At 64.1% G+C, this 19,640-nt stretch carries 20 protein-coding genes and 1 pseudogene; 13 read left to right on the top strand and 8 right to left on the bottom strand.

The window, feature by feature from the left end:
• Positions 1-172 precede the first annotated feature (172 nt).
• A complete protein-coding gene (locus tag U5A82_RS18495) occupies positions 173-556 on the top strand; it encodes a hypothetical protein (RefSeq protein WP_442802188.1) in 384 nt (127 codons plus the stop codon).
• Positions 557-607: 51 nt separating this feature from the next.
• Here the strand turns inward: U5A82_RS18495 and U5A82_RS18490 are convergent.
• Positions 608-1,809 (bottom strand): annotated as a pseudogene (locus U5A82_RS18490) (phospholipase D-like domain-containing protein).
• A gap of 125 nt (positions 1,810-1,934) precedes the next feature.
• On the opposite strand from U5A82_RS18490, the gene rpoZ reads away from it, so the two are divergent.
• Positions 1,935-2,279, top strand: a complete 345-nt coding sequence (rpoZ, locus tag U5A82_RS18485) for a DNA-directed RNA polymerase subunit omega (protein ID WP_326292338.1) — start codon at positions 1,935-1,937, stop codon at positions 2,277-2,279.
• Positions 2,280-2,450: 171 nt separating this feature from the next.
• Here the strand turns inward: rpoZ and U5A82_RS18480 are convergent, their stop codons facing one another.
• Together U5A82_RS18480 and ung are read right to left on the bottom strand one after the other, a co-directional pair.
• Entirely contained in the window at positions 2,451-2,807 is a 357-nt protein-coding gene (locus tag U5A82_RS18480; RefSeq protein WP_326292337.1) for a glycine zipper 2TM domain-containing protein, read from the bottom strand.
• A 108-nt stretch (positions 2,808-2,915) separates the two neighbouring features.
• Positions 2,916-3,641: a uracil-DNA glycosylase gene (ung, locus tag U5A82_RS18475; protein WP_326292336.1), complete on the bottom strand. Its 726-nt coding sequence runs from the start codon at positions 3,639-3,641 to the stop codon at positions 2,916-2,918.
• Positions 3,642-3,737: 96 nt separating this feature from the next.
• Here ung and bla point away from each other — a divergent pair, with 96 nt between their 5' ends.
• From bla to U5A82_RS18460, 3 genes are read left to right on the top strand one after another with little or no spacing between them, the layout of a single operon-like run.
• Positions 3,738-4,793 (top strand): class A beta-lactamase, encoded by a 1,056-nt coding sequence (bla, locus tag U5A82_RS18470; protein ID WP_326292335.1) that lies wholly within the window; start codon positions 3,738-3,740, stop codon positions 4,791-4,793.
• A gap of 45 nt (positions 4,794-4,838) precedes the next feature.
• Positions 4,839-5,204 (top strand): Mpo1-like protein, encoded by a 366-nt coding sequence (locus tag U5A82_RS18465; RefSeq protein ID WP_326292334.1) that lies wholly within the window; start codon positions 4,839-4,841, stop codon positions 5,202-5,204.
• Between the two features lie 40 nt (positions 5,205-5,244).
• Positions 5,245-6,312 (top strand): GNAT family N-acetyltransferase, encoded by a 1,068-nt coding sequence (locus U5A82_RS18460; RefSeq protein WP_326292333.1) that lies wholly within the window; start codon positions 5,245-5,247, stop codon positions 6,310-6,312.
• Here the strand turns inward: U5A82_RS18460 and U5A82_RS18455 are convergent.
• Both U5A82_RS18455 and U5A82_RS18450 read right to left on the bottom strand, forming a co-directional pair.
• On the bottom strand, positions 6,290-7,174 hold the full coding sequence (locus U5A82_RS18455; protein WP_326292332.1) for a cupin-like domain-containing protein: 885 nt from the start codon (positions 7,172-7,174) through the stop codon (positions 6,290-6,292). The two genes, U5A82_RS18460 and U5A82_RS18455, sit on opposite strands and share 23 nt — an antisense overlap.
• The gene (locus U5A82_RS18450; RefSeq protein ID WP_326292331.1) at positions 7,171-8,313 is read right to left on the bottom strand and encodes a GNAT family N-acetyltransferase; all 1,143 of its coding nucleotides are present in this window, start codon (positions 8,311-8,313) and stop codon (positions 7,171-7,173) included. The genes U5A82_RS18455 and U5A82_RS18450 overlap by 4 nt, the downstream gene beginning before the upstream one ends.
• Before the next feature lie 171 nt (positions 8,314-8,484).
• On the opposite strand from U5A82_RS18450, the gene U5A82_RS18445 reads away from it, so the two are divergent.
• The 4 genes from U5A82_RS18445 (at position 8,485) to U5A82_RS18430 (ending at position 12,197) form a co-directional block, all read left to right on the top strand.
• On the top strand, positions 8,485-9,480 hold the full coding sequence (locus U5A82_RS18445) for an NAD-dependent epimerase/dehydratase family protein (RefSeq protein ID WP_326292330.1): 996 nt from the start codon (positions 8,485-8,487) through the stop codon (positions 9,478-9,480).
• Between the two features lie 296 nt (positions 9,481-9,776).
• A complete protein-coding gene (locus tag U5A82_RS18440; RefSeq protein WP_326292329.1) occupies positions 9,777-10,787 on the top strand; it encodes a KpsF/GutQ family sugar-phosphate isomerase in 1,011 nt (336 codons plus the stop codon).
• Positions 10,788-10,792: 5 nt separating this feature from the next.
• Positions 10,793-11,593, top strand: a complete 801-nt coding sequence (gene kdsB / locus U5A82_RS18435; protein WP_326292993.1) for a 3-deoxy-manno-octulosonate cytidylyltransferase — start codon at positions 10,793-10,795, stop codon at positions 11,591-11,593.
• Positions 11,594-11,606: 13 nt separating this feature from the next.
• Positions 11,607-12,197, top strand: a complete 591-nt coding sequence (locus tag U5A82_RS18430) for a histidine phosphatase family protein (protein ID WP_326292992.1) — start codon at positions 11,607-11,609, stop codon at positions 12,195-12,197.
• Between the two features lie 4 nt (positions 12,198-12,201).
• Here the strand turns inward: U5A82_RS18430 and dmeF are convergent, their stop codons facing one another.
• Both dmeF and U5A82_RS18420 read right to left on the bottom strand, forming a co-directional pair.
• Entirely contained in the window at positions 12,202-13,212 is a 1,011-nt protein-coding gene (gene dmeF / locus U5A82_RS18425) for a CDF family Co(II)/Ni(II) efflux transporter DmeF (protein WP_326292328.1), read from the bottom strand.
• Positions 13,209-13,481, bottom strand: a complete 273-nt coding sequence (locus U5A82_RS18420; protein WP_326292327.1) for a metal/formaldehyde-sensitive transcriptional repressor — start codon at positions 13,479-13,481, stop codon at positions 13,209-13,211. The genes dmeF and U5A82_RS18420 overlap by 4 nt, the downstream gene beginning before the upstream one ends.
• 76 nt (positions 13,482-13,557) lie before the next feature.
• Between U5A82_RS18420 and crtY the strand changes: the two genes are divergently transcribed.
• The 4 genes from crtY (at position 13,558) to U5A82_RS18400 (ending at position 17,865) form a co-directional block, all read left to right on the top strand.
• Entirely contained in the window at positions 13,558-14,706 is a 1,149-nt protein-coding gene (gene crtY / locus U5A82_RS18415; protein WP_326292326.1) for a lycopene beta-cyclase CrtY, read from the top strand.
• Positions 14,706-16,187, top strand: coding sequence for a phytoene desaturase (locus tag U5A82_RS18410; protein ID WP_326292325.1), 1,482 nt, complete (start codon positions 14,706-14,708; stop codon positions 16,185-16,187). Before crtY ends, U5A82_RS18410 begins: the two co-directional genes overlap by 1 nt.
• Positions 16,188-16,214: 27 nt before the next feature.
• Entirely contained in the window at positions 16,215-16,796 is a 582-nt protein-coding gene (locus U5A82_RS18405) for an LOG family protein (RefSeq protein WP_326292324.1), read from the top strand.
• 79 nt (positions 16,797-16,875) lie between these two features.
• Positions 16,876-17,865, top strand: coding sequence for a phytoene/squalene synthase family protein (locus tag U5A82_RS18400; protein ID WP_326292323.1), 990 nt, complete (start codon positions 16,876-16,878; stop codon positions 17,863-17,865).
• 425 nt (positions 17,866-18,290) lie between these two features.
• Here U5A82_RS18400 and U5A82_RS18395 read toward each other — a convergent pair whose 3' ends face one another.
• The gene (locus U5A82_RS18395) at positions 18,291-19,637 is read right to left on the bottom strand and encodes an ammonium transporter (protein WP_326292322.1); all 1,347 of its coding nucleotides are present in this window, start codon (positions 19,635-19,637) and stop codon (positions 18,291-18,293) included.
• Between the last annotated feature and the right edge of the window lie 3 nt (positions 19,638-19,640).

Here is a 19,640-nt window from a genome sequence, read left to right as displayed (position 1 = left end):
CGCTACATTAAATTGATGGTAGGCGGAATGGCGACCGCTCGGTCCATCGCCCCTTCCGGTCAATTGATCCATTCTGCACATCCGTTCAGGCAAAAAAGCCAGGGTTTGGTGCGTTGTGCGGATCATGGTTCAGATCAGAAGAGGAGAAGAACCCATGAATCGCTCCAGGCCCATGAATCGCTCCAGGCCCATTAATCGCTCCGGGATTGTCATCGCCGCTGCCCTGCTGGGCATGGTTCCGGCTACCGCCTTGGCGCAGGAAGGCCCCGTCAGCTATGAAGAGCAGCTGGCGCAGGTTGAAACGCAACTGGTCTATCATGCCCCGATTGCCGGGGTCGAAAATGATTATTGGTTCAACTACCAGACCGATCTTGCCGAAGCGCGCCAGGAATTGACCAAGGATTTGCGCGGTTCGTCCGATGCTGAGGATAATCGCGACGCATGGGAGGAGTATCGGGCCGAACTGGCTGATGCGCGCGGCGATTATGCCAAGGAAATGGCTGAAAAGGGCTATCCGGTCGGTGAGGTGCGCGTCCTGACCGACAATGGGCGCTGAACGATCGGACGGATAGGGGGAGGGGCTGTGCCATTCCCCTATCAATCCCTATCAATCGGCATCCGGATTGCGGAAATTCAGCCGCCGCGTCACCGTATAATCCAGCACCCCCACAAGCAGATAGCTGATCCATTGTTTCAACAGGGTCAGCCCGCTGCGCCCGCGACGATGCGCCTCCAGGCTGATCGCCCGACTAACATCTGCCTCCTGAGTAATGAACGCACGGACTTGCGCCGCAAATCCTGCATCCTTGATGCGGAGCATCACCTCCAGATTGATGAACAAGCTACGCATGTCGAAATTGGCCGACCCTACATAGACCGCATCATCGATGACGATCAGCTTTGCATGCAGTTTGCAGGGTTGATATTCATAAATCTCTACGCCGCGCTTGAGCAGCGGCCCGTAGAGAAGGCGCGAAGCGGCCACGGTCGCGCCATTGTCCGATTGCGCCGGCAGGATGATCCGCGCGCCCTCTCGTTTCGCGGCGCGCGCGATCCGCTTGAGCATGCCGCGCCCCGGCGAGAAATAGGCGGCGATCATATCGACCCGTCTGGCCTGCTCCAGATCCTGTTTCACGATCTTGGCCCAGGGGCTTAGCCGCCGGGTTGGTCCGCCGATCAGCCAACGGAACGGGTCGTCGGGATCATGGTGCAGGGTCGGGTGCCATTGCCGCACCATATGGCGCAGCGTGCGAAATCGATGTTTCTTCGTCGATCCCCACCGCCATAGCTGGCCATACCAGCGCGTCATCGCCCCGGCCTGTTCGCCCACGATCACCAGTCCGAGGTCGCGCCAACGATCGTCGGCGGGGATGCCGAAATAGCCGTCCTCGACGTTGAAACCGCCGATCATCAGCCGGCGGTCGTCGGCGATCGCCATCTTTTGATGGTTGCGGATCAGGTAGCGCGTGGATCGGCCAGTGCCAAATCGCCTGAAATGCGCGCCGACATCAATGAGGGGCGCGAAAAATCGTCCGGCGTCGCGGCCGATCCGAAGCCGTCGACCATCAACGTCACCGCCACGCCCCGCCCGCGCGCGGCGATCAGCGCGTCGCGCACCATCGTCCCGCTACCGTCGGCAGCGAAGATATAATAATAGAGTTTCAGGCTGTAATGCGCGCCCTCGATGAGGGCGATCAACGCACCGCGCAGAGACGGACCATCTGCGATCAGGCGCAGATGATTGCCGTTCAGGTCCAGCCGGATGTCGCCCGCATCGGCACTGGCAGGAGAGGATGTGACGGTCGCCATCCGCCCTCCATGCCCATTTTAGATGCAGGGAACCATCCCTTTATGACCGTTCATTGACTCTTCAATGGAGGGCTGCTAATCGGCCGGTTCACGACTTTCCTTCCGTTATTTGCAGGAGGCCCTGTTTGGCCCGCGTTACCGTCGAAGATTGCGTCGACAAGGTTACCAACCGTTTTGACCTCGTCCTGCTCGCCGCCCAGCGCGCGCGGGAAATTTCCGGCGGCGCCGAGCTGACGCTCGACCGCGACCGCGACAAGAACCCGGTCGTCGCACTGCGCGAAATCGCTGAGGAAACCGTATTCCCCGCCGATCTGCATGATTCGGTCGTTGCATCGCTGCAAAAGGTGCAGATCGATGACGACGATACGCCGGACGAAATCGGTTCGATCGCCCAGTCGGCGGAGGCGCTCCGCCTGACCGCTGCTGCGCCGCCGCGCAACCAGAATATTGGCGGCGATTACGACGGCTGATCACGGATACAAGTTTGGAGAGGAACGAAGGCCCGGCCTGCGCAAGCAGGACCGGGCCTCATCTTTTGCGACATGAAAAGGCGCGCTGGACCAAAGGTCAGCGCGCCTTTCTGTATTCAGCGGTGGGCCGATCCGAACGGACCGCCCACCGCCTATCTGTCGCCTAATGCATCAGCATTTGGAGTTGCGGTCGATCGCACGACCCGCGAGCGCGCCTGCGCCAGCGCCGATGATCGTACCGGGGGCACGGTCGCCGCGCGTATCGACGGCACGGCCCAGCAATGCGCCTGCGACGCCACCGACCAGCAGGCCGGTCGTCCCACCCGACTTGCGGCAGCGATAGCCGCGATCGTCACGATAGCCGCGACGGTCTGCATAGCGGTCGCCGCGATAGTCGCGATCACCACGATATTCCCGATAGCCGCGACGGTCATGGTCGTGGTCGCGGGCGCTTGCGATCGTCGGCGTGACGGCGCCCAGCGATGCGGCGGCAAGGGCAGTGGCCAATATGGCTTTACGAATGAACATGTGCTTCTCCTCGGACCTGGATTCTCTGTCTGTGATTCGGATATCGCACGAGCAGGTTGTTTCGTTCCTGAACCAGTTTGTTATGCGCCGTTCAGCTAAACCCTTTGGCTACAGCGAAAGGCCGGTTTGATGCCCGCCCTCGTCCTCGTTCAATGCCGGCAACGCCCAATCGATCGCGCCCCTTCCCTTGGCTTCCAGGAAGGCGTTTGCCTTGGAAAAAGGCCGTGATCCCAGGAATCCGTTGTGCGCCGACAGCGGCGAGGGATGGGCGGACTTGATGACCAGATGGCGGCTCTGATCGACGAAACCAGCCTTCCGCTGGGCATAAGCGCCCCAAAGCAGAAAGACGACCGGCTCCTCCTTCTGCGCGACGATCCGCACTATGGCGTCGGTAAACTGCTCCCACCCCTTGCCCTGATGGGATGCGGCGCGCCCCATCTCGACCGTCAGCACGCTATTCAGCAGCAATACGCCCTGTTTGGCCCAATGCTCCAGAAAGCCATGGCGAGCGGGGGCAATTCCTAGGTCCGCCTGCATTTCCTTGTAAATGTTGACCAGCGAGGGCGGCGTTCGCACGCCGGGTTGTACCGAAAAGCACAGGCCGTGCGCCTGCCCGTCGCCATGATAGGGGTCCTGCCCCAATATCACCGCCTTCACCTGATCCAACGGCGTCAGGTCGAGCGCACGGAAATAGGCGCTGCCCTTGGGAAAGATACGCTTTCCGGCCGCCTTTTCCGCCTGGAGAAAATCTTTCAGCCCTTGCATATGCGGGGCCGCGAATTGCTCGGCCAGCGGTTCGCGCCAGCTTTCGTGCAGTTTGATGGGGTCGCTCATGCCCGACTGATGGCGTGGGGCGCAAACCCCTGTCAACCTGCCTGAATCCTGACCATGCCTATTGCCTCGCGCGCGGCGATCCGCAAAAGAATGGTGATGTCGTTCCGCCGCTCCTTCAGCCTGCTGGCCGCTTTCGGCCTGTTCCTCGCGCCCTTGCCCGCCGCCGACGCGTTCGGCCCGCCGCCCAAGCCGCTGCTGCAGCAGACGGCCGAAGCCAAATTGCTGGGTGAATTCACACGTTTTGCCGCCTTGTCCGATGGAACGGTGGGGATCGCCGCGCGCGATCTCCAGACCGGCGAGACGCAGGCGTTGAACGGCGACACGCTGTTTCCGATGGCCAGCGCCTATAAAGTCGCGGTGGCCGGGCGCATTTTCGCGCTGATCGATGCGGGCGACCTGCGCCTGGACGATCAACTCGCGCTGGACCCGGCGCTGGCGAGCGAGGGCGGCATCGCCTGGATGTTCTCTCGTCCCGGCGCGACGCTGTCGGTCGACCGGCTGCTGGAACTGATGCTTCAGAAGAGCGACAATAATGCCACCGACGTGCTGGTCGCGCGGGCGGGCGGGCCGCAGGCGATCACTGGGTTCGTGACCAAGCTGGGCATCACCGGGCTGCGGGTCGACAGCGATACTGCGCATCTTCTCTACCGTGCCATGGGCATCCACCCGCTGTCGGGCAGTTTCCGCCAGAATGCGGACGCGGCGCGCCGCGCCGATCCGCAACTCGCCGTGCGGGATATACGCGACCTGCCCAATCTGGCCTTCGCGGCCGAGTTGGAGGATACGTCCACGCCGCGCGCCATGGTCGATCTGATCACCGCCTATGAATCGGGTCGCGCGCTGTCTGCGGCCAGTACCCAGCGGCTCTTCACCATCATGGCCCATTGCGAAACCGGCAAGAAGCGCCTTGTCGCCATGCTGCCGCCCGGCACCGCCATTGCGCACAAGACCGGATCACTGAACGGCATCGGCAATGACGTCGGTGTGGTGCGATTGCCAGATGGTCGTCGGTTCGCCGTCGTTGTCTTCGTCATGAAGGACAGCCGGGGCCATGACGTGCGCGACCGGATCATGGCGGAGGCGGCGCGCGCCGCCTATGATTACTTCCTCTACGCTCCCGATCGCGCGCACGCCCTGGCGCATCACACTTAACAGAGATCAGGATTCCCATTACGCTCATGGTCGGAGAGGATGACCATGACCGGCATGACCAGCTTCCGCGCTTTCTGGCCTTATTATCTGCAGGAACATGCGCGTCCGGCCACGCGCGCTCTGCATTATGTGGGCACCAGCCTGGTGGTGGGGCTGTTGCTGGCTGCGCCTTTCGCGCGACGGGGTTGGATGGCCGCTGCGGTGCCGCTGGCGGGCTATGGGTTCGCCTGGGTCGGCCATGGTCTGATCGAACATAATCGTCCTGCAACCTTTCGCTATCCGCTCTGGTCGCTCCGCGCCGACTTCGTCATGTGGTATCGCTTCCTCACCGGCCGCCTCGCCCGCGATCTGGCGCACGCCGGCGTGCGCGCCGACGGCACGGTCGATCCGGTAAAGCGCCTGACAGCCTGATCCGCTTGACCCGTCCCCGCGCTCTGCCACAAGGGGCGCGATGGCACTTTCCTCGACCTTCTCGCAGCCCGACCGGGCGACCCTGGCGCAACGCTGGCAGGCATTGGAGGCGCGATCGGACGGCGCTTTCTTCCTGAGCTGGACCTGGATCGGCGCATGGCTCGACAGCTATGACGTCCAGCCCGACCTCCTCGCCGTCACCGATGATGCGGGGCGGGATGTCGCGCTGGCGCTGCTTGGCCATGCGATGCAGCCGCGTCTGCTGGGCCGGGTCGGCACGCTCAGCCTCAATCAGTCGGGCGACCCCGCCGCTGACCGGCCCTATGTCGAATATAACGGCCTGCTGGTGGAGGCGGGACGGGAAGGGGAGGCGACCGCCGCCGCGCTGGCCGCCCTGTCCCATCGCCGCGACTGGCGCGCGTTGCGGTTGAGCGGAATCGCGCCCGATACGCCGTTGCTCGGCCTGGCAGCGCGTCGTCGCACATGCGTCGACACTTCGCCCGTCTATCAGGTCGATCTTAACGCCGTGCGCGCGGCCGATGGCGATTATCTTGCGCTGCTCAGCGCCAATACGCGCAGCCAGATCCGCCGTGCGATGAAGGATCATGGCGGCCCATTGCCCGATATCGCCGTCGCCACCTTGGACGACGTCGGTCCCTGGCTGGACGAGATGGCCGCGCTCAACGGCGGCCGCCATGCCGACAATGCCTGGGACGATGCCGGTTTCCGTCATTTCGTCGCCACGATCGCCGCGCGCGGACTGCCGTCCGGCGCGGTCGAACTGCTGCGCTTTGCCGATATCGGGGGCATGGTCGGCCTGCTGGTCAATTTCATTCATCGCGGCGTGGCGATGAACTACCAGTCCGCCTTCGCCGCGCTGCGCACGGCCAAGGACAAGCCCGGCCTGCTCTGCCATGCAGCGGCGGTCGACCATTATGCAGGGCGTGGCCTGACCCGCTACTCGCTGCTGGCAGGCAAGGATCGCTACAAGCAGAGCCTCGCCACCTGCGAGGAATCGCTCGACTGGTGGATATTGGAACGGTTCAGCCCGCGTCTCGAAGCCGAAGCGCTGCTCCGCCGCCTGCTCAGGCGCCCAGCTTCCGCATGATGCGATAGATCAGGCGGCGCAGGCCCTGCGCCTCCGGCTGCGCGCTGATCGTGCCGACCGGCAGGCCGCGCTTGCGCAGCAAGGCGTTGAAACTGTGCAACTCGCCTTCGGCTACGCTGCGGTCCGACCGCCATGTCACCGACAGGCTGACCGATACGGTGGGGCCGTTCTCCACGAAATGCGGGGCCTTTACCGGCACATGGATGGCGTCGCCCGGCTCCAGCCGCACCGCCGTGCCACGCGTCTTGAAACCATCCTGCCACACCAGGTTGCGATGCCCGCCGCCATGGAAATCCTCGCTTTTTTGCGCCGGGACCAGATGTTCGTCCCGCGCAGGGAAAACGGTCATCGTCTTCACGCCCATGATCTGAAGCAGGATATTATGCTCCGGGTCCATATGGAACGGCGTCACACTGCCGGGGGAGGACAGGAAGATGAAGGCTTCCCGGTGCAGCATCGGTCCGGTCTTCCGCGCGACGATCGGCGCAATCTCCGCCAGCGCCTCGTCCAGCACCGCAGCGTAGGCCGGATCGCGCTCGACATTCTTCAGCACGGCCCAACTGCCATTCGTCTCGATCGTGCGGATAGTCTCGCCCAGCGTCAGGCCGTTGGACGGCGTATCCTCGGGCCGTACGCCCAGCGGCAGCTTGCCCAGATTATATTCGACCGACGTGGCGGGCATGCGTTCGGCCAGGGTCGCCAGCGCGTCCAGCGTCAGCAAAGCGTGGCCGACCAGCCCATGATGCAGCTTGGTCGATTGGTCGGGATAAGCGGCGGCAAGAGCGGCGCGCGCCTCGTCGGGGAAGATGGCGCCAGCGGCCTGCGCGATCGGGCCCGGTGTAATGGGGCTATGGGCGGTCATGCCTGTCCTTTCAATTGTCTGGCGATCGCCTCAACGCCGTTGGCGATGGCGAAGGCGGCGCTCCGCTGCATCCGGGCCACGCCGGTGCCGTGCAGGGCAATGCGATATTGCACGATCGTCCGCCGCTCCGCCCACAGGCTGTCGATCATCGGATGGTCGGCGGCGGCGCAACTGTCCATCCATCCGATCGCCGGATCATCCTGCACCGCATGCAGATTGGCGATCTCGATCAGCACGCCGGGCGAAAAGCGTCCCATCGCTTCGTCGAACGCGATCTTGAAGGAGAACGCTCCGTCGCCATGGCGAAAATTGACCAGCATGGCGATCGCCCGGCCATCGAGGTCGATCCGCAACATATGCAGCCGTCCGGCCGCGAATGCAGCAGCGCAGGCACTGCGGAAGAAGGCGGCGTCGGCAGCCTTGCAGGCCAATGCCGTGCCTTCCTGGCCCTTCCACCCCGATGCCTCCAGCGCCAGAAAATCGCCACACCAATGCGCCAGGTCATCGCCCGCCGCCAGCAGCCTTGTCTCCACCGCCCCCAATTCCGCCAGCCTCTTTTGCAGGCGGCGCAGCTCCTTGCGCTTCTTGGACCGGACATGGCTGTCCCAATAGGCGTCGGCGGTCAGGTCCGATCGCAGCATGGCCCGGTCATAGCGATGGATTTCCCGCCGTCCGCGCCGCTGTTCGACGCACAGCGCCTCCAGCGCCGCCGCATTGGCCCCGGCCGCGTCCAAGCCCTGCAGATGCAGGAAGCCGCCCGCCCAGGGCGCTGCGTCCAGCTGCGCCAGAAAACTCCGCCATGCCGCACTCTCATGACCCGCGCGGATCATCGGTGCGCCGAAGAAGCAATGATCGTGCATCCAGTTCGCCACGCTGCCGATCGGCAATCGGCCATGCCGCGCCCGGCGGGTCACCGGCAGCAGTCCGATCGTCCTGTCGCCCTCCCGCGCCTCGATCAGGCGCACCTGCTGGTCCGCGGCGAGGTGGTCGATCGCCGCTTCCAGCATGTCGGGCGCGTAAAAGGCGTTGGCCTCGGCGGCGTCCAGCGCCAGCGCCGACCAGCGCGCATGGCGGTCCTGCCCATCCGGGTCGGGTCCGGTCGGTCCGGCGGGACGCGCGGGATGGGATGCCATATCCATGGCTCCCGCTTAGGTGATAAAGATTAGAGGGGGGTAAAGATGGGCAGCAGGATGGACCTTTCCATCGACGCTCAATGGCGTGTGGTGGAAGGGGGCTTTACAAGCCGTCGCATAGTGTCGGAGACGGGAGGGAAGGGCCGCGCGCCTTGATACATGCCGAAAGAGGGACGCATGACGATTCTCGTTACCGGAGCCGCCGGGTTCATCGGCATGCATGCCGCCGACCGCTTGCTGGCGCAGGGGCATGCGGTGGTCGGCATCGACAATATGAACGACTATTATCCAGTGTCTTTGAAGCGCGACCGTATCGCCCGGTTGCAGGCAACACATGGGCGGCTTTTCACCTTCCACGAACTGGATTTCGCCGATCTCGACGCCTTGCATGCGGCGCTGAACGATCAGGTGATCGAATCGATCGTCCATCTGGGGGCGCAGGCAGGCGTGCGCTATTCACTTATCAACCCGCACGCCTATGTCCGCTCCAACCTGGCGGGGCATGTCAACATGCTCGAACTGGCGCGCGAACGGCGGGTACGGCATCTGGTCTATGCGTCATCCTCATCGGTCTATGGCGGCAACGATACGTTGCCGTTCCGCGTCGAGGATCGTGCCGATCATCCCGTCTCGCTCTACGCCGCCACCAAGCGCGCCGATGAATTGATGAGCGAAACATACGCCCATCTTTTCCGCATACCCATGACCGGTCTGCGCTTCTTCACGGTCTATGGTCCCTGGGGCCGCCCCGACATGGCGATGTGGATTTTCGCGTCCAAGATACTGGCAGGCGAGCCGATCCCGGTGTTCAACCATGGCCGGATGCAGCGTGACTTCACCTATATCGACGATATCGTCGACGGCATCGTCGGCTGCCTCGATCATCCTCCGGCGGACGACGGTGCGGCCAAGCCCGGCGGCAGCCGCGCGCCGCACCGGCTCTACAATATCGGCAACAACAAGCCCGAAGAACTCATGCACCTGATCGCTGTGCTGGAGGACGCGCTGGGGCAAAAGGCGAAAATCGACTTTCAGCCCATGCAACCCGGCGATGTCCATGCCACCTATGCAGACATCAGCGCCATCGCGCAGGATATAGGGTTTGCTCCGACAATCGGTATCGACGTCGGCGTTCCACGATTCGTGCAGTGGTATCGCGACTATAAAGGATGAGAATCCCCTATCGATGGAGTTGCGGGACGACGAAATTTCGCATTTCGTCGCTTTAACCGTTCGGTCCGTCTGCTGCTTGACGAATTAGCGTGCTTTGACTGTCATGAATTTTCGTTCGCACTTGCAAAATGGATTGCCATAAGTGGCTGAAACAGCGTAAGCCGACGCCGGTGCTGATTATGAAATCAGTATGGGGTCGCGGAAAAAGGGAAAGGCGAGGCATCGGAAACGGTGGTTCGTCACCGTTGATCTGGCCGGATAATCCGGCTTTGAGAAGCGGATAAAAGGGCTAACGCGTGTCGACACCAGCATCTAAAATCATTCCGTTCGGTTCGGGCGGACGTATCGTAGAAACTGCCTGCCGCAGTCTGTCCATTGCAGCTTTGGGTCTCAACGCGCTGGAGGCCAAATTCGCAGATCGCGATTTTGCCACCACCTTCCTGCGCGTGATCGGCGTCATCATGAAGGTACGGGGCCGCGTGATCGTCACCGGCATCGGCAAGAGCGGCATCGTGGCGCGCAAGATGACGGCGACGCTCACCTCCACGGGTACACCTGCCATCTTCCTGCACCCCGCCGATGCAGGGCATGGCGACCTGGGCATGATCACCCCTGACGACGTCGTGCTGATGCTGTCCCATTCGGGTGAATCGACCGAACTCGGTCCGATCATCCAATATTGCAAACGCTTTGCTATTCCCTTGGTCGCCATCACCGCGCGGGCGCAGAGCACCGTCGCCACGGCGGCGGACATGTGCGTACTGATGCCCGAAGTGGAGGAAGCCTGCCCCAACGCGCTGGCGCCCACCACCTCCACCACGGTGCAGATGGCGTTGGGCGATGCGCTCGCCATTTCGCTGATGGAAATGCGCGGCTTTTCCGCCGACGATTTCCATAAATTCCACCCCAATGGCCGACTGGGCGCGCAGCTTATCAAGGTGCGCGAACTCATGGCCAAGGGTGAGAATGTGCCGATGGTACGCGAAGACGCATCCTTGCTCGACGCGACGATGGAAATGACGCGGGCGCGCCTCGGCGGGACGGCGGTGGTCGACCGCAACGGTCGCCTCATCGGCGCCTTCACCGACGGCGATCTGCGCCGGACCGTGACCGGTAAACAGAATCTGACCGGCGCCGTGGGCAGCGCCATGACCCTGACCCCCCTGGCGGTCGGTCCTGACGACATCGCGTCCGAAGCGATGCAGTTGATGCACGAACGCAATGTCATGCTGCTGTTCGTCTGCGAAAACGGCAAATTGGTCGGCGCGGTGCATATGCACGACCTTCTGAACGCCGGGGTCGCCTGAGCTTTCTGGTCGTCATTCCCGCGCGGGCAGGCTCGTCCCGCCTGCCGCGCAAGCCGTTGCGGTTGATCGCGGGGCGAACGTTGCTTCACCGCACGATCGCCATGGCGCGCGCGGCAATCGGCGCGCGGACCGACACGATATTGGTCGTGGCGACGGACGATGACGCGATCGCCGACCATGCCCGTGCAGCCGGATGCGATGCGGTCATGACTGACAGCGCCATCGCCACCGGATCGGGCCGCGCGCTCGCCGCCGCGCTGGCCCAGTCGGCGCCACCCCGTTTCGTCATCAATCTTCAGGGCGATTCTCCCTTCCAGCCCGAAGGCGCACTGGGCGCGGTGATCGACGCGTTACAGGCCGGTGCCCCGGTCGCGACCCCGGTGATCGCGCTCGACTGGCCCGCGCTCGACGCGCTGCGCGAGCATAAGAGCCGTTCGCCCTTCAGCGGCACGACCTGCGCGCGCGCGCCGGACGGCCGCGCCCTATGGTTTTCCAAGACGATCATTCCGGCCATCCGGGGCGAGGACAGGTTGCGCGACACCGCGCCGCGCTCGCCGATCTGGCGTCATGTGGGCTTATACGGCTACGCATTGAACGCTTTGCAACAATTTGAGGCATGCCCCCCCACGGCGCTGGAAAATCTGGAAGGGCTGGAGCAACTGCGCCTGCTCGAACTCGGCATTCCGGTCATGACCGTCGCGGTCGATCCGCCCCGTTTCGACAGCAGCGGTATCGATACGGAGGCTGACATCAGCCGGGTCGAAGCGTTGATCGCCCTCTATGGCGACCCCACGCCGCCGCTCTGACCCGGTCCGCACGATGCGCCGCCTCTTCATCATTCGTCACGGCAATACCTTCGCCAGCAGTGCGCAGGCGCGACGCGTGGGGTCGCGCACCGATATCCCCCTGGTGGAAAGCGGCGTCGCCCAGGCCGACCGACTGGGGCAATGGTTTGCAGGCCAGACGCTCCCCATAGATCGTCTGCTCGCCAGCCCGTTGCAGCGCGCCCGACAGACGGCGGATCGCATCGCGATCGCTACCGGTCATGCTCAGGACGGCACCCGCGACTGGCTGGGCGAGATCGATCACGGCCCGGACGAAGGCCGCCCGGAGGCGGAGGTGGTGGCCCGCATAGGTGCGCAGGCGCTCGCCGACTGGGACGAACGCGGCGTTGCCCCCGACGGCTGGATCGTCGACGCGGACCGGCGTATCTCCGCCTGGCGCGCCTTCTTCGCGGAACGCGAGGCAGGTGTCGATTTGCTCGTCACCAGCAACGGCGCGGCCCGCTTCGCGCTGATCGCCGCCGGATTGCCACTCGGCGCACTCAAATTGCGAACCGGGGCCTTTGGTGAACTGGCAGTCGACGCAACCGGCGCGGTGACGCTACTGCGCTGGGACGAGCGGCCCTAGCGCTTCAACCGCATTCTACCGTGACATGCTCCATCCGCGGCAAGCTGCGCACCCGTGCCCGCACCTTGATGGCGTCGGCGCCCGGCGCCAGGCTGATGATCGCGGCATGCGCCTGCGGCCCGATGCGCCAGACATGCAGGTCGCGGATCACCGCGCCTTCGTCTTCCACCAGGGTGCGGACCCGCGCCATCAGGGCCGGTTCCGCCGTATCTAGCAGGATCGTGGCGGTATCCTTCATCAGGCCCCAGGCCCATCGCGCGATCACCACCGCGCCCAGCAGGCCAACCGCCGGGTCCATCCACCACCAGCCCAGATAGCGCCCGGCCAGCAACGCCCCGATCGCCAGCACCGACGTCAGCGCGTCGGTCAGCACATGCACATAGGCGGCGCGCAGATTATTGTCGCCATGGCCATGCTTATGGTCGTGACCATCGTCCGGCCCATGGTCGTGACTATGGTCGTGCCCAAGCAACAGCGCGCTGACGATGTTGATGATCAGGCCGATGATCGCCACCAAGGTCGCCTCGCCGAAGGCGACATGGATCGGCTGAAACAGGCGCATGCCCGATTCGACCGCGATGAACAGGGCGGTAACGCCCAGCAGCAGCGCGGATGCGAAGCCCGACAGGTCGCCCACCTTGCCGGTCCCGAACGTGTAGCGCGGGTTGCGTGCATGACGCCTGGCATAGCCATAGGCGGCCGCTGCCACCGCCAGTGCACCGGCGTGGGTCGCCATGTGGAATCCGTCCGCCAACAGCGCCATCGATCCGGTGATCCAGCCGAAGACGATCTCCACCACCATCGTCGCAGCGGTCAGCCACACGACCCATATCGTCCGCCTGGCATTCTGGTCGTGCCCGGCGGACAGATAGATATGGTCGAAATAATGGCTGTCTTCGCTATCGTTCGCCCCATTGCCCGAACGACCCTGCAACGGCGCAATGGCCTTATTTTCATGGCTGTGGACGTCGTGGCCGTGGCCGTGATGATGGCCCTTTTCGTCGTGCATCGTCATTTCCCGTAACGGCGGATCAGCGCCAGCATCTCTTCTGTCGCGGCCAGGCGCGCCTCGTCCGACAGGCCGGGGCGGGCCACATGCTCGCGCATATGCTGTTCGATCAGCTCTTCCACCAGGCTCCCCACGGCCCCGCGCACCGACGCGACCAGTTGCAGCGTTTCCGAACAGCCCGCGTCGCCGGACAATTGCCGGTCGATGGCTGCAACCTGTCCTGCGATCCGGCGCACGCGCGCCAACAATTTATCGCGATCGTCTATAATATGCATAGGGTAGTCCCCTATACTATATGGACATGAAAACCAACAGTGGATCGTTGGCCCATGCTCCCCTATCAGCTATGATATGGCGAACGATCTGAACTGCGATTTGGCGATCATCGGCGGTGGCCTGGCCGGCGGCCTGATCGCGCTCGCCTTCGCGCGGCTGCGCCCGGACGTCCGCCTGCTGCTGGTGGAGCAGGGTGATCGCCCCGGCGGCAACCATGTCTGGTCCTTCTTCGACGGCGACGTCGCGCCCGCGGACCGCTGGCTGATCGATCCGCTGGTCGCCCATCGCTGGCCGCAGGGCCATACCGTTTATTTTCCAGGGCATTCCCGGCAATTGGCCACGCCCTATAATAGCGTTACTACTGTCCAACTCGCTGTCGCACTCGAACGCGAACTGGGGGATCGGCTGCTGACCGGTGTGCCGGTCGCTGCCTTGTCTCCTGACCTCGTCACCCTTGCCGACGGTCGCCAGATCCGGGCCAAAGCAGTCATCGACGCGCGAGGCGCGGGGGACTTGTCCACGCTCCGTTGCGGCTGGCAGAAGTTCGTGGGGCACACGCTGCGCCTCGACACCCCTCACGGCGTCGATCGCCCGGTCATCATGGATGCGACGGTCGACCAGACGGACGGCTATCGCTTCGTCTATCTGCTGCCGTGGGACGACCGCACCATCTTCATCGAAGACACCTATTATAGCGATACGCCGACCCTGGACGTGCCCGCCATCGCCGCCCGCATCGCCGCCTATGCGCAGGGAAAGGGCTGGCAGGGCGAAGTCGTCCATCGCGAACAGGGCGTGCTGCCGGTCGTCCATGGCGGCCACTTCGACCGTTACTGGCCCAAGGACGATCCTGTCGCTCGCGCCGGGGTGCGCGCCGGCCTGTTCCAGCCGATGACGGGCTATTCGCTGCCCGACGCCGTGCGCTTCGCTCTCTGGCTGGCGGATCAGCCGCTCGACGGACTGCCGACGGCCACGCGCGCCTACGCCGCGACGCAGTGGCGACGGGGCGGCTATTACCGCCTGCTGGGCAAGATGCTGTTCGGCGCCGCTGTGCCGGATCAGCGCTGGCGCATCTTCGCGCGCTTCTATCGTTTGCGCCCCGACCTCATCCAGCGCTTCTATGCCGGTCGTTCATCGATGACTGACCGTTTGCGCATCTTGTGCGGACGGCCACCCGTGCCCATAAGGGATGCCATGCGAACATTGTTGAACCCGCCCGCCTGATGAACAGGACAGCGATCGTCATCGGCGCGGGCTTTGGCGGCCTAGCGCTCGCCATCCGTCTGCAATCGGCAGGCATAGACACGACCCTGGTCGAAGGGCGCGACCGTCCCGGCGGCCGCGCCTATATGTGGGAAAAGGACGGCTTCACCTTCGACGCCGGGCCGACCGTCATCACCGACCCCGATTGCCTGGCCGAACTGTGGCGCCTGTCGGGGCACGACATGGCGCAGGACGTCACATTGATGCCCGTGTCGCCCTTCTACCGACTGAACTGGCGCGATGGCACGAATTTCGATTACAGCAATGACGAGGCCGCCCTGCGCGCCGAAATCGCTAAGCTCGATCCGGGCGATGTCGCGGGCTATGACCGGTTTTGCGATTATGCAGCGGGCGTGTTTGAAGAGGGCTATCGCAAGCTCGGCTCGGTCGCCTTTCTCGACTTCGCCTCCATGATCAAGGCGGCGCCCAGCCTCGCCAAATATCAGGCCTGGCGCTCGGTCTATTCGGTCGTCGCATCCCATGTGAAGAACGAAAAGCTGCGCGAGGCGCTGTCCTTCCACACCCTGCTCGTCGGCGGCAATCCGATGAAGACCAGCGCCATCTACGCCCTCATCCACAAGCTGGAAAAGGATGGCGGCGTCTGGTTCGCCAAAGGCGGCACCAACCGCCTGGTCCAGGGCATGGCGACGCATTTCGAGCGGCTGGGCGGCACGCTGCGCCTCGGCGATCCCGTCACCCGGATCGAAACCTATGGTGACAAGGCGACGGCGGTCCATACCGCGTCGGGCTGGCGCGGAGAGGCGGACGCGATCGCGACCAACGCCGATCTGATGCACAGCTATCGCGACCTGCTGGGCCATCATCCACGCGGACAGAAACAGGGCGAGAAACTGGCGCAAAAGCGCTGGTCGCCCAGCCTGTTCGTCCTGCATTTCGGCATCAAGGGCAGCTGGCCGGGAATCCCGCACCATATGATCCTGTTCGGCCCGCGATACGAAGGGCTGCTGACCGATATTTACGATCATGGCGTCCTGCCGCAGGATTTCTCGCTCTATCTGCACCACCCGACCGTTACCGATCCGTCGATGGCGCCGGACGGGCATTCGACCTTCTATGCGCTCGCCCCGGTGCCGCATATGGGGAAACTGCCGATCGACTGGGACCAGTTTGGCCATGCCTATGCCGAACGCATATTGGACGAGATCCAGCATCGCTTGATCCCGGATATCCGTTCGCGCATCGTCACTCGGTTCCATTATGCGCCCAGTGATTTCGGCCGCGACCTCAACGCCCATATGGGCAGCGCCTTCAGCCTGGAGCCGCTGCTGACGCAAAGCGCCTGGTTCCGCGCCCATAATCGCGACGATGTCATTCCCAATCTGTATCTGGTAGGGGCCGGCACCCATCCCGGCGCGGGCATCCCCGGCGTGGTGGGCAGCGCCAAGGCGACCGCCGCGCTGATGCTGGATGATTTGCGATAGGGGCGCTGCCCCGGATGGAATGAGACGATGAAGAGACTGGCAGTCTATTGCGGGTCGGCGACCCCCGCCGACCTCACCTATATCGATGCCGCGCGCCATGTCGGCCGCACTTTGGCGCAGCGCGGCATCGGCGTGGTCTATGGCGGCGGGCGCCTGGGCCTGATGGGCGCGGTGGCCGACGCTGCGCTGGAGGCGGGCGGCGAAGTGATCGGCGTAATCCCCGAGGCGCTGGTCGGCGCGGAGGTCGCGCACCGCGGCTGCACGCAATTGCACGTCGTCCAGACCATGCACCAGCGCAAGCAGCTGTTCACCGACCTGTCCGACGGCTTCGTGACCCTGCCCGGCGGGGTCGGCACGATGGACGAATTGTGGGAAGCGATCAGCTGGGCGCAGCTTGGCTATCACAGCAAGCCGGTCGGTCTGCTAAACGTCGCGGGTTTCTATGATCAGCTCATCGGCTTCAACCGGCAGATGGTGGAGGTGGGCTTCATCCGCGCCCAGCATGCCGGGATCATGATCCATGACGACAATATCGAAGGGTTGGTCGATTCCATGGCCGCCTATCAGCCGCACGAAACGATCTTCGTGATGAAGGCGGCACGGCTCTGACATCGGCACTTTCCTTTCGCTGGCGTCGCATTGAGGCGAGGGACTCGACGCGGGGGTTAGGCGAGGGCATGTCCTGAGCATGGATGTGACAAACCCTATCCCGACCCTTCCCACAGGCGAGAGGGCGGCCTTGGATCGGTCTGCCCTCGTCGCCCATGCGCGCGACAGCATCGCGCGCGGCTCCAAATCCTTCGCCCTCGCCTCGAAATTGTTCGATCCGCAAACCCGTGAGCGGGCTTGGCTGCTTTATGCATGGTGCCGCAAATGCGACGACATCGCCGATGGCCAGGACCATGGCGGCACGTTGCAAGGCGTAACGGACGGCCAGGCGCGTCTCTCCACGATCCGGGTGCTGTCGGGTAAGGCCTTGCGCGGCGAACCCACCGGCGACCCGGCCTTCGACGGGTTCGGTGTCGTGATGCGCGAATGCGCCATTCCCGACCGCTATGCTTACGACCTGATCGAAGGCTTCGCGTTGGACGCCCGCGAATGGCGGCCACGCAGCGAAGCCGACATGCTGCGCTATTGCTATCATGTCGCCGGCGCGGTCGGTTGCATGATGGCCGTGTTGATGGGGGTCGATCCAAACGACCACGCCACGCTCGACCGCGCCTGCGACCTGGGGCTGGCCTTCCAGCTTGCCAACATCGCCCGCGACATCAGCGAGGATGAAGCGGCGGACCGCTGTTACCTGCCCGAAGAGTGGCTGGTGGAGATGGACATCCCGCCGGGTGAACATATGAAGCCCTGGGTCCGGCCGCGCCTGGCGATCCTGGCGCGCCGAATGGCGGATATGGCGGCCGCCTATGAAGACAGCGCCCGCCATGGCACCGGCGCGCTACCGCCGCGCGCCGCTTGGGCCGTATTGGCCGCAGCGGGCATCTATGGCGATATCGCACGGGAAGTCGCACGGCGGGGCGAGCATGCCTGGGACGACCGGGTCATGACATCCAAGCGCGAAAAGCTGGGCTGGGTGGTGCGCGCGGGCCTGGCCGTGCCGGGTCGCGCCCGTCGCTGGCCCAGCCATGCCGATCGTCCCGCATCGCTATGGACGCGTCCGGCGGAATGATCGGGGTCTGACGCTCCCTATCGATCCATTCCCTCGCGCCATTCCGGCAGCCTGCGCGGGGAGGGGGAGGGCGAGTAAGTCGCCTTCTGAACTCCCCCATCGAACGCTACGCGCCATGTGCTATCCGCTACTATATAAGCGCGATGCGCTGCGGCTTCTTTCGCCTCGCTCTCGATGGGAAGGGGTTCCGTCCTACATCCGGCCAACGTTATCATCGTCGCCATCCCCGCCCATCGCGACGTCGTCGACGGCTTCCCCCTTGAGCCATAGTAAACGCGCCACAAGACGAACCTGCCAGTGGGCCGGGGCAAAAAAAGGGCCGATGCTTTCGCATCGACCCGAGGCATGTTCGCAGGAGGAACAAGGTGGGGCGGGCGGGCCATGTCCGTGTCGGGCGGCCCGCCCTGCCAATTCATGCCTGAGTATCAGGCGTTGTAAGCCCGCTCGCCATGTTCGCCGAGGTCGAGGCCTTCATATTCGACCTCCTGACTGACCCGCAGACCGGTTACGGCCTTGGCGATGAAGATGGCGATGGCGGTGCCGATCGATGCCCAGACGATCGTGGCCAGGACGGCTTCGATCTGGACGATCAGCTTGGCACCGATCTCATAATCTGCCGCGCCGGGGCCACCGAAGGCAGGCGAATAGACGATGGCGGTGCCGATCGCGCCGATGATGCCGCCGACGCCATGGATACCGAAGGCGTCGAGGCTGTCGTCATAGCCAAGCTTGGGCTTGATCACGGTGACGGCGTAGAAGCAGACGATCGATGCGACAGCGCCCAGGATGATCGCGCCGAAGGGACCGGAGTTGCCGGCAGCAGGCGTCACGGCGACCAGACCGGCAATGATGCCGGAGCAGAAGCCCAGAGCCGAACCCTTATGACCGTTCACCTTTTCGGCGAGCATCCAGAACAGGGCACCCGACGCCGTGGCGACGAAGGTGTTGATCATGGCGAGCGCGGCCGAGCCATTGGCTTCCAGCGCCGAACCGGCGTTGAAGCCGAACCAGCCGACCCACAGCAGGCCGGTGCCGACGCCGGTCAGCGTCAGGCTGTGCGGAGCCATCGGTTCCTTGGGGAAGCCGATACGCTTGCCCAGGATGAGGCAGGCCACCAGCGCCGAAACACCGGCGTTGATGTGAACGACGGTGCCGCCCGCAAAGTCGAGCGCGCCGAGCTTGAAGAACAGGCCGCTGGCCGCCCACACCATATGTGCGATCGGGAAATAGACGATCGTCAGCCACACGGCGGCAAACACCATCACGGCCGAGAATTTGATGCGTTCGACTACCGAACCCAGCACCAGCGCGACGGTGATCGCAGCGAAGGTCATCTGGAAGCAGACGAAGACATATTCGGGGATTTCGACGCCCGCGGTGAAGGTCGCCGCCTGCGAAGCGGGCGTGATGCCCTTCAGGAACGCCTTGTCGAAGGTCGAGATGAAGTTGGACAGCCCGCTGGTATAATCAGGGCCGAAGGCCATCGAATAGCCGTAGATCACCCAGATCAGCATCGCGAGACATGCCGCCGCGCCGATCTGCGTCATGACCGAGAGCATGTTCTTGCTGCGGACCAGACCACCGTAGAACAGGGCCAGGCCCGGCAGGATCATGGCCAGCACCAGGACGGTGGAGGTCATCATCCAGGCGACGTCGCCCTTGTTCACGGTGGCGGCGGGTGCCGCCGCATCCTGTGCCCAGGCGGGCAGGGCGGCGAAGAGCGAAAAGGCCGCAGCCCCCGCCACGCCGCCAAGTTTCTTGGAAAAGGTCATCAA

It is taken from the genome of Sphingobium sp. CR2-8 (assembly GCF_035818615.1).
In the GTDB taxonomy this organism is placed as follows: domain Bacteria; phylum Pseudomonadota; class Alphaproteobacteria; order Sphingomonadales; family Sphingomonadaceae; genus Sphingobium.
Note: the sequence above shows the minus strand (reverse complement) of the source record. Positions and strands in the feature narration are given on the sequence as shown.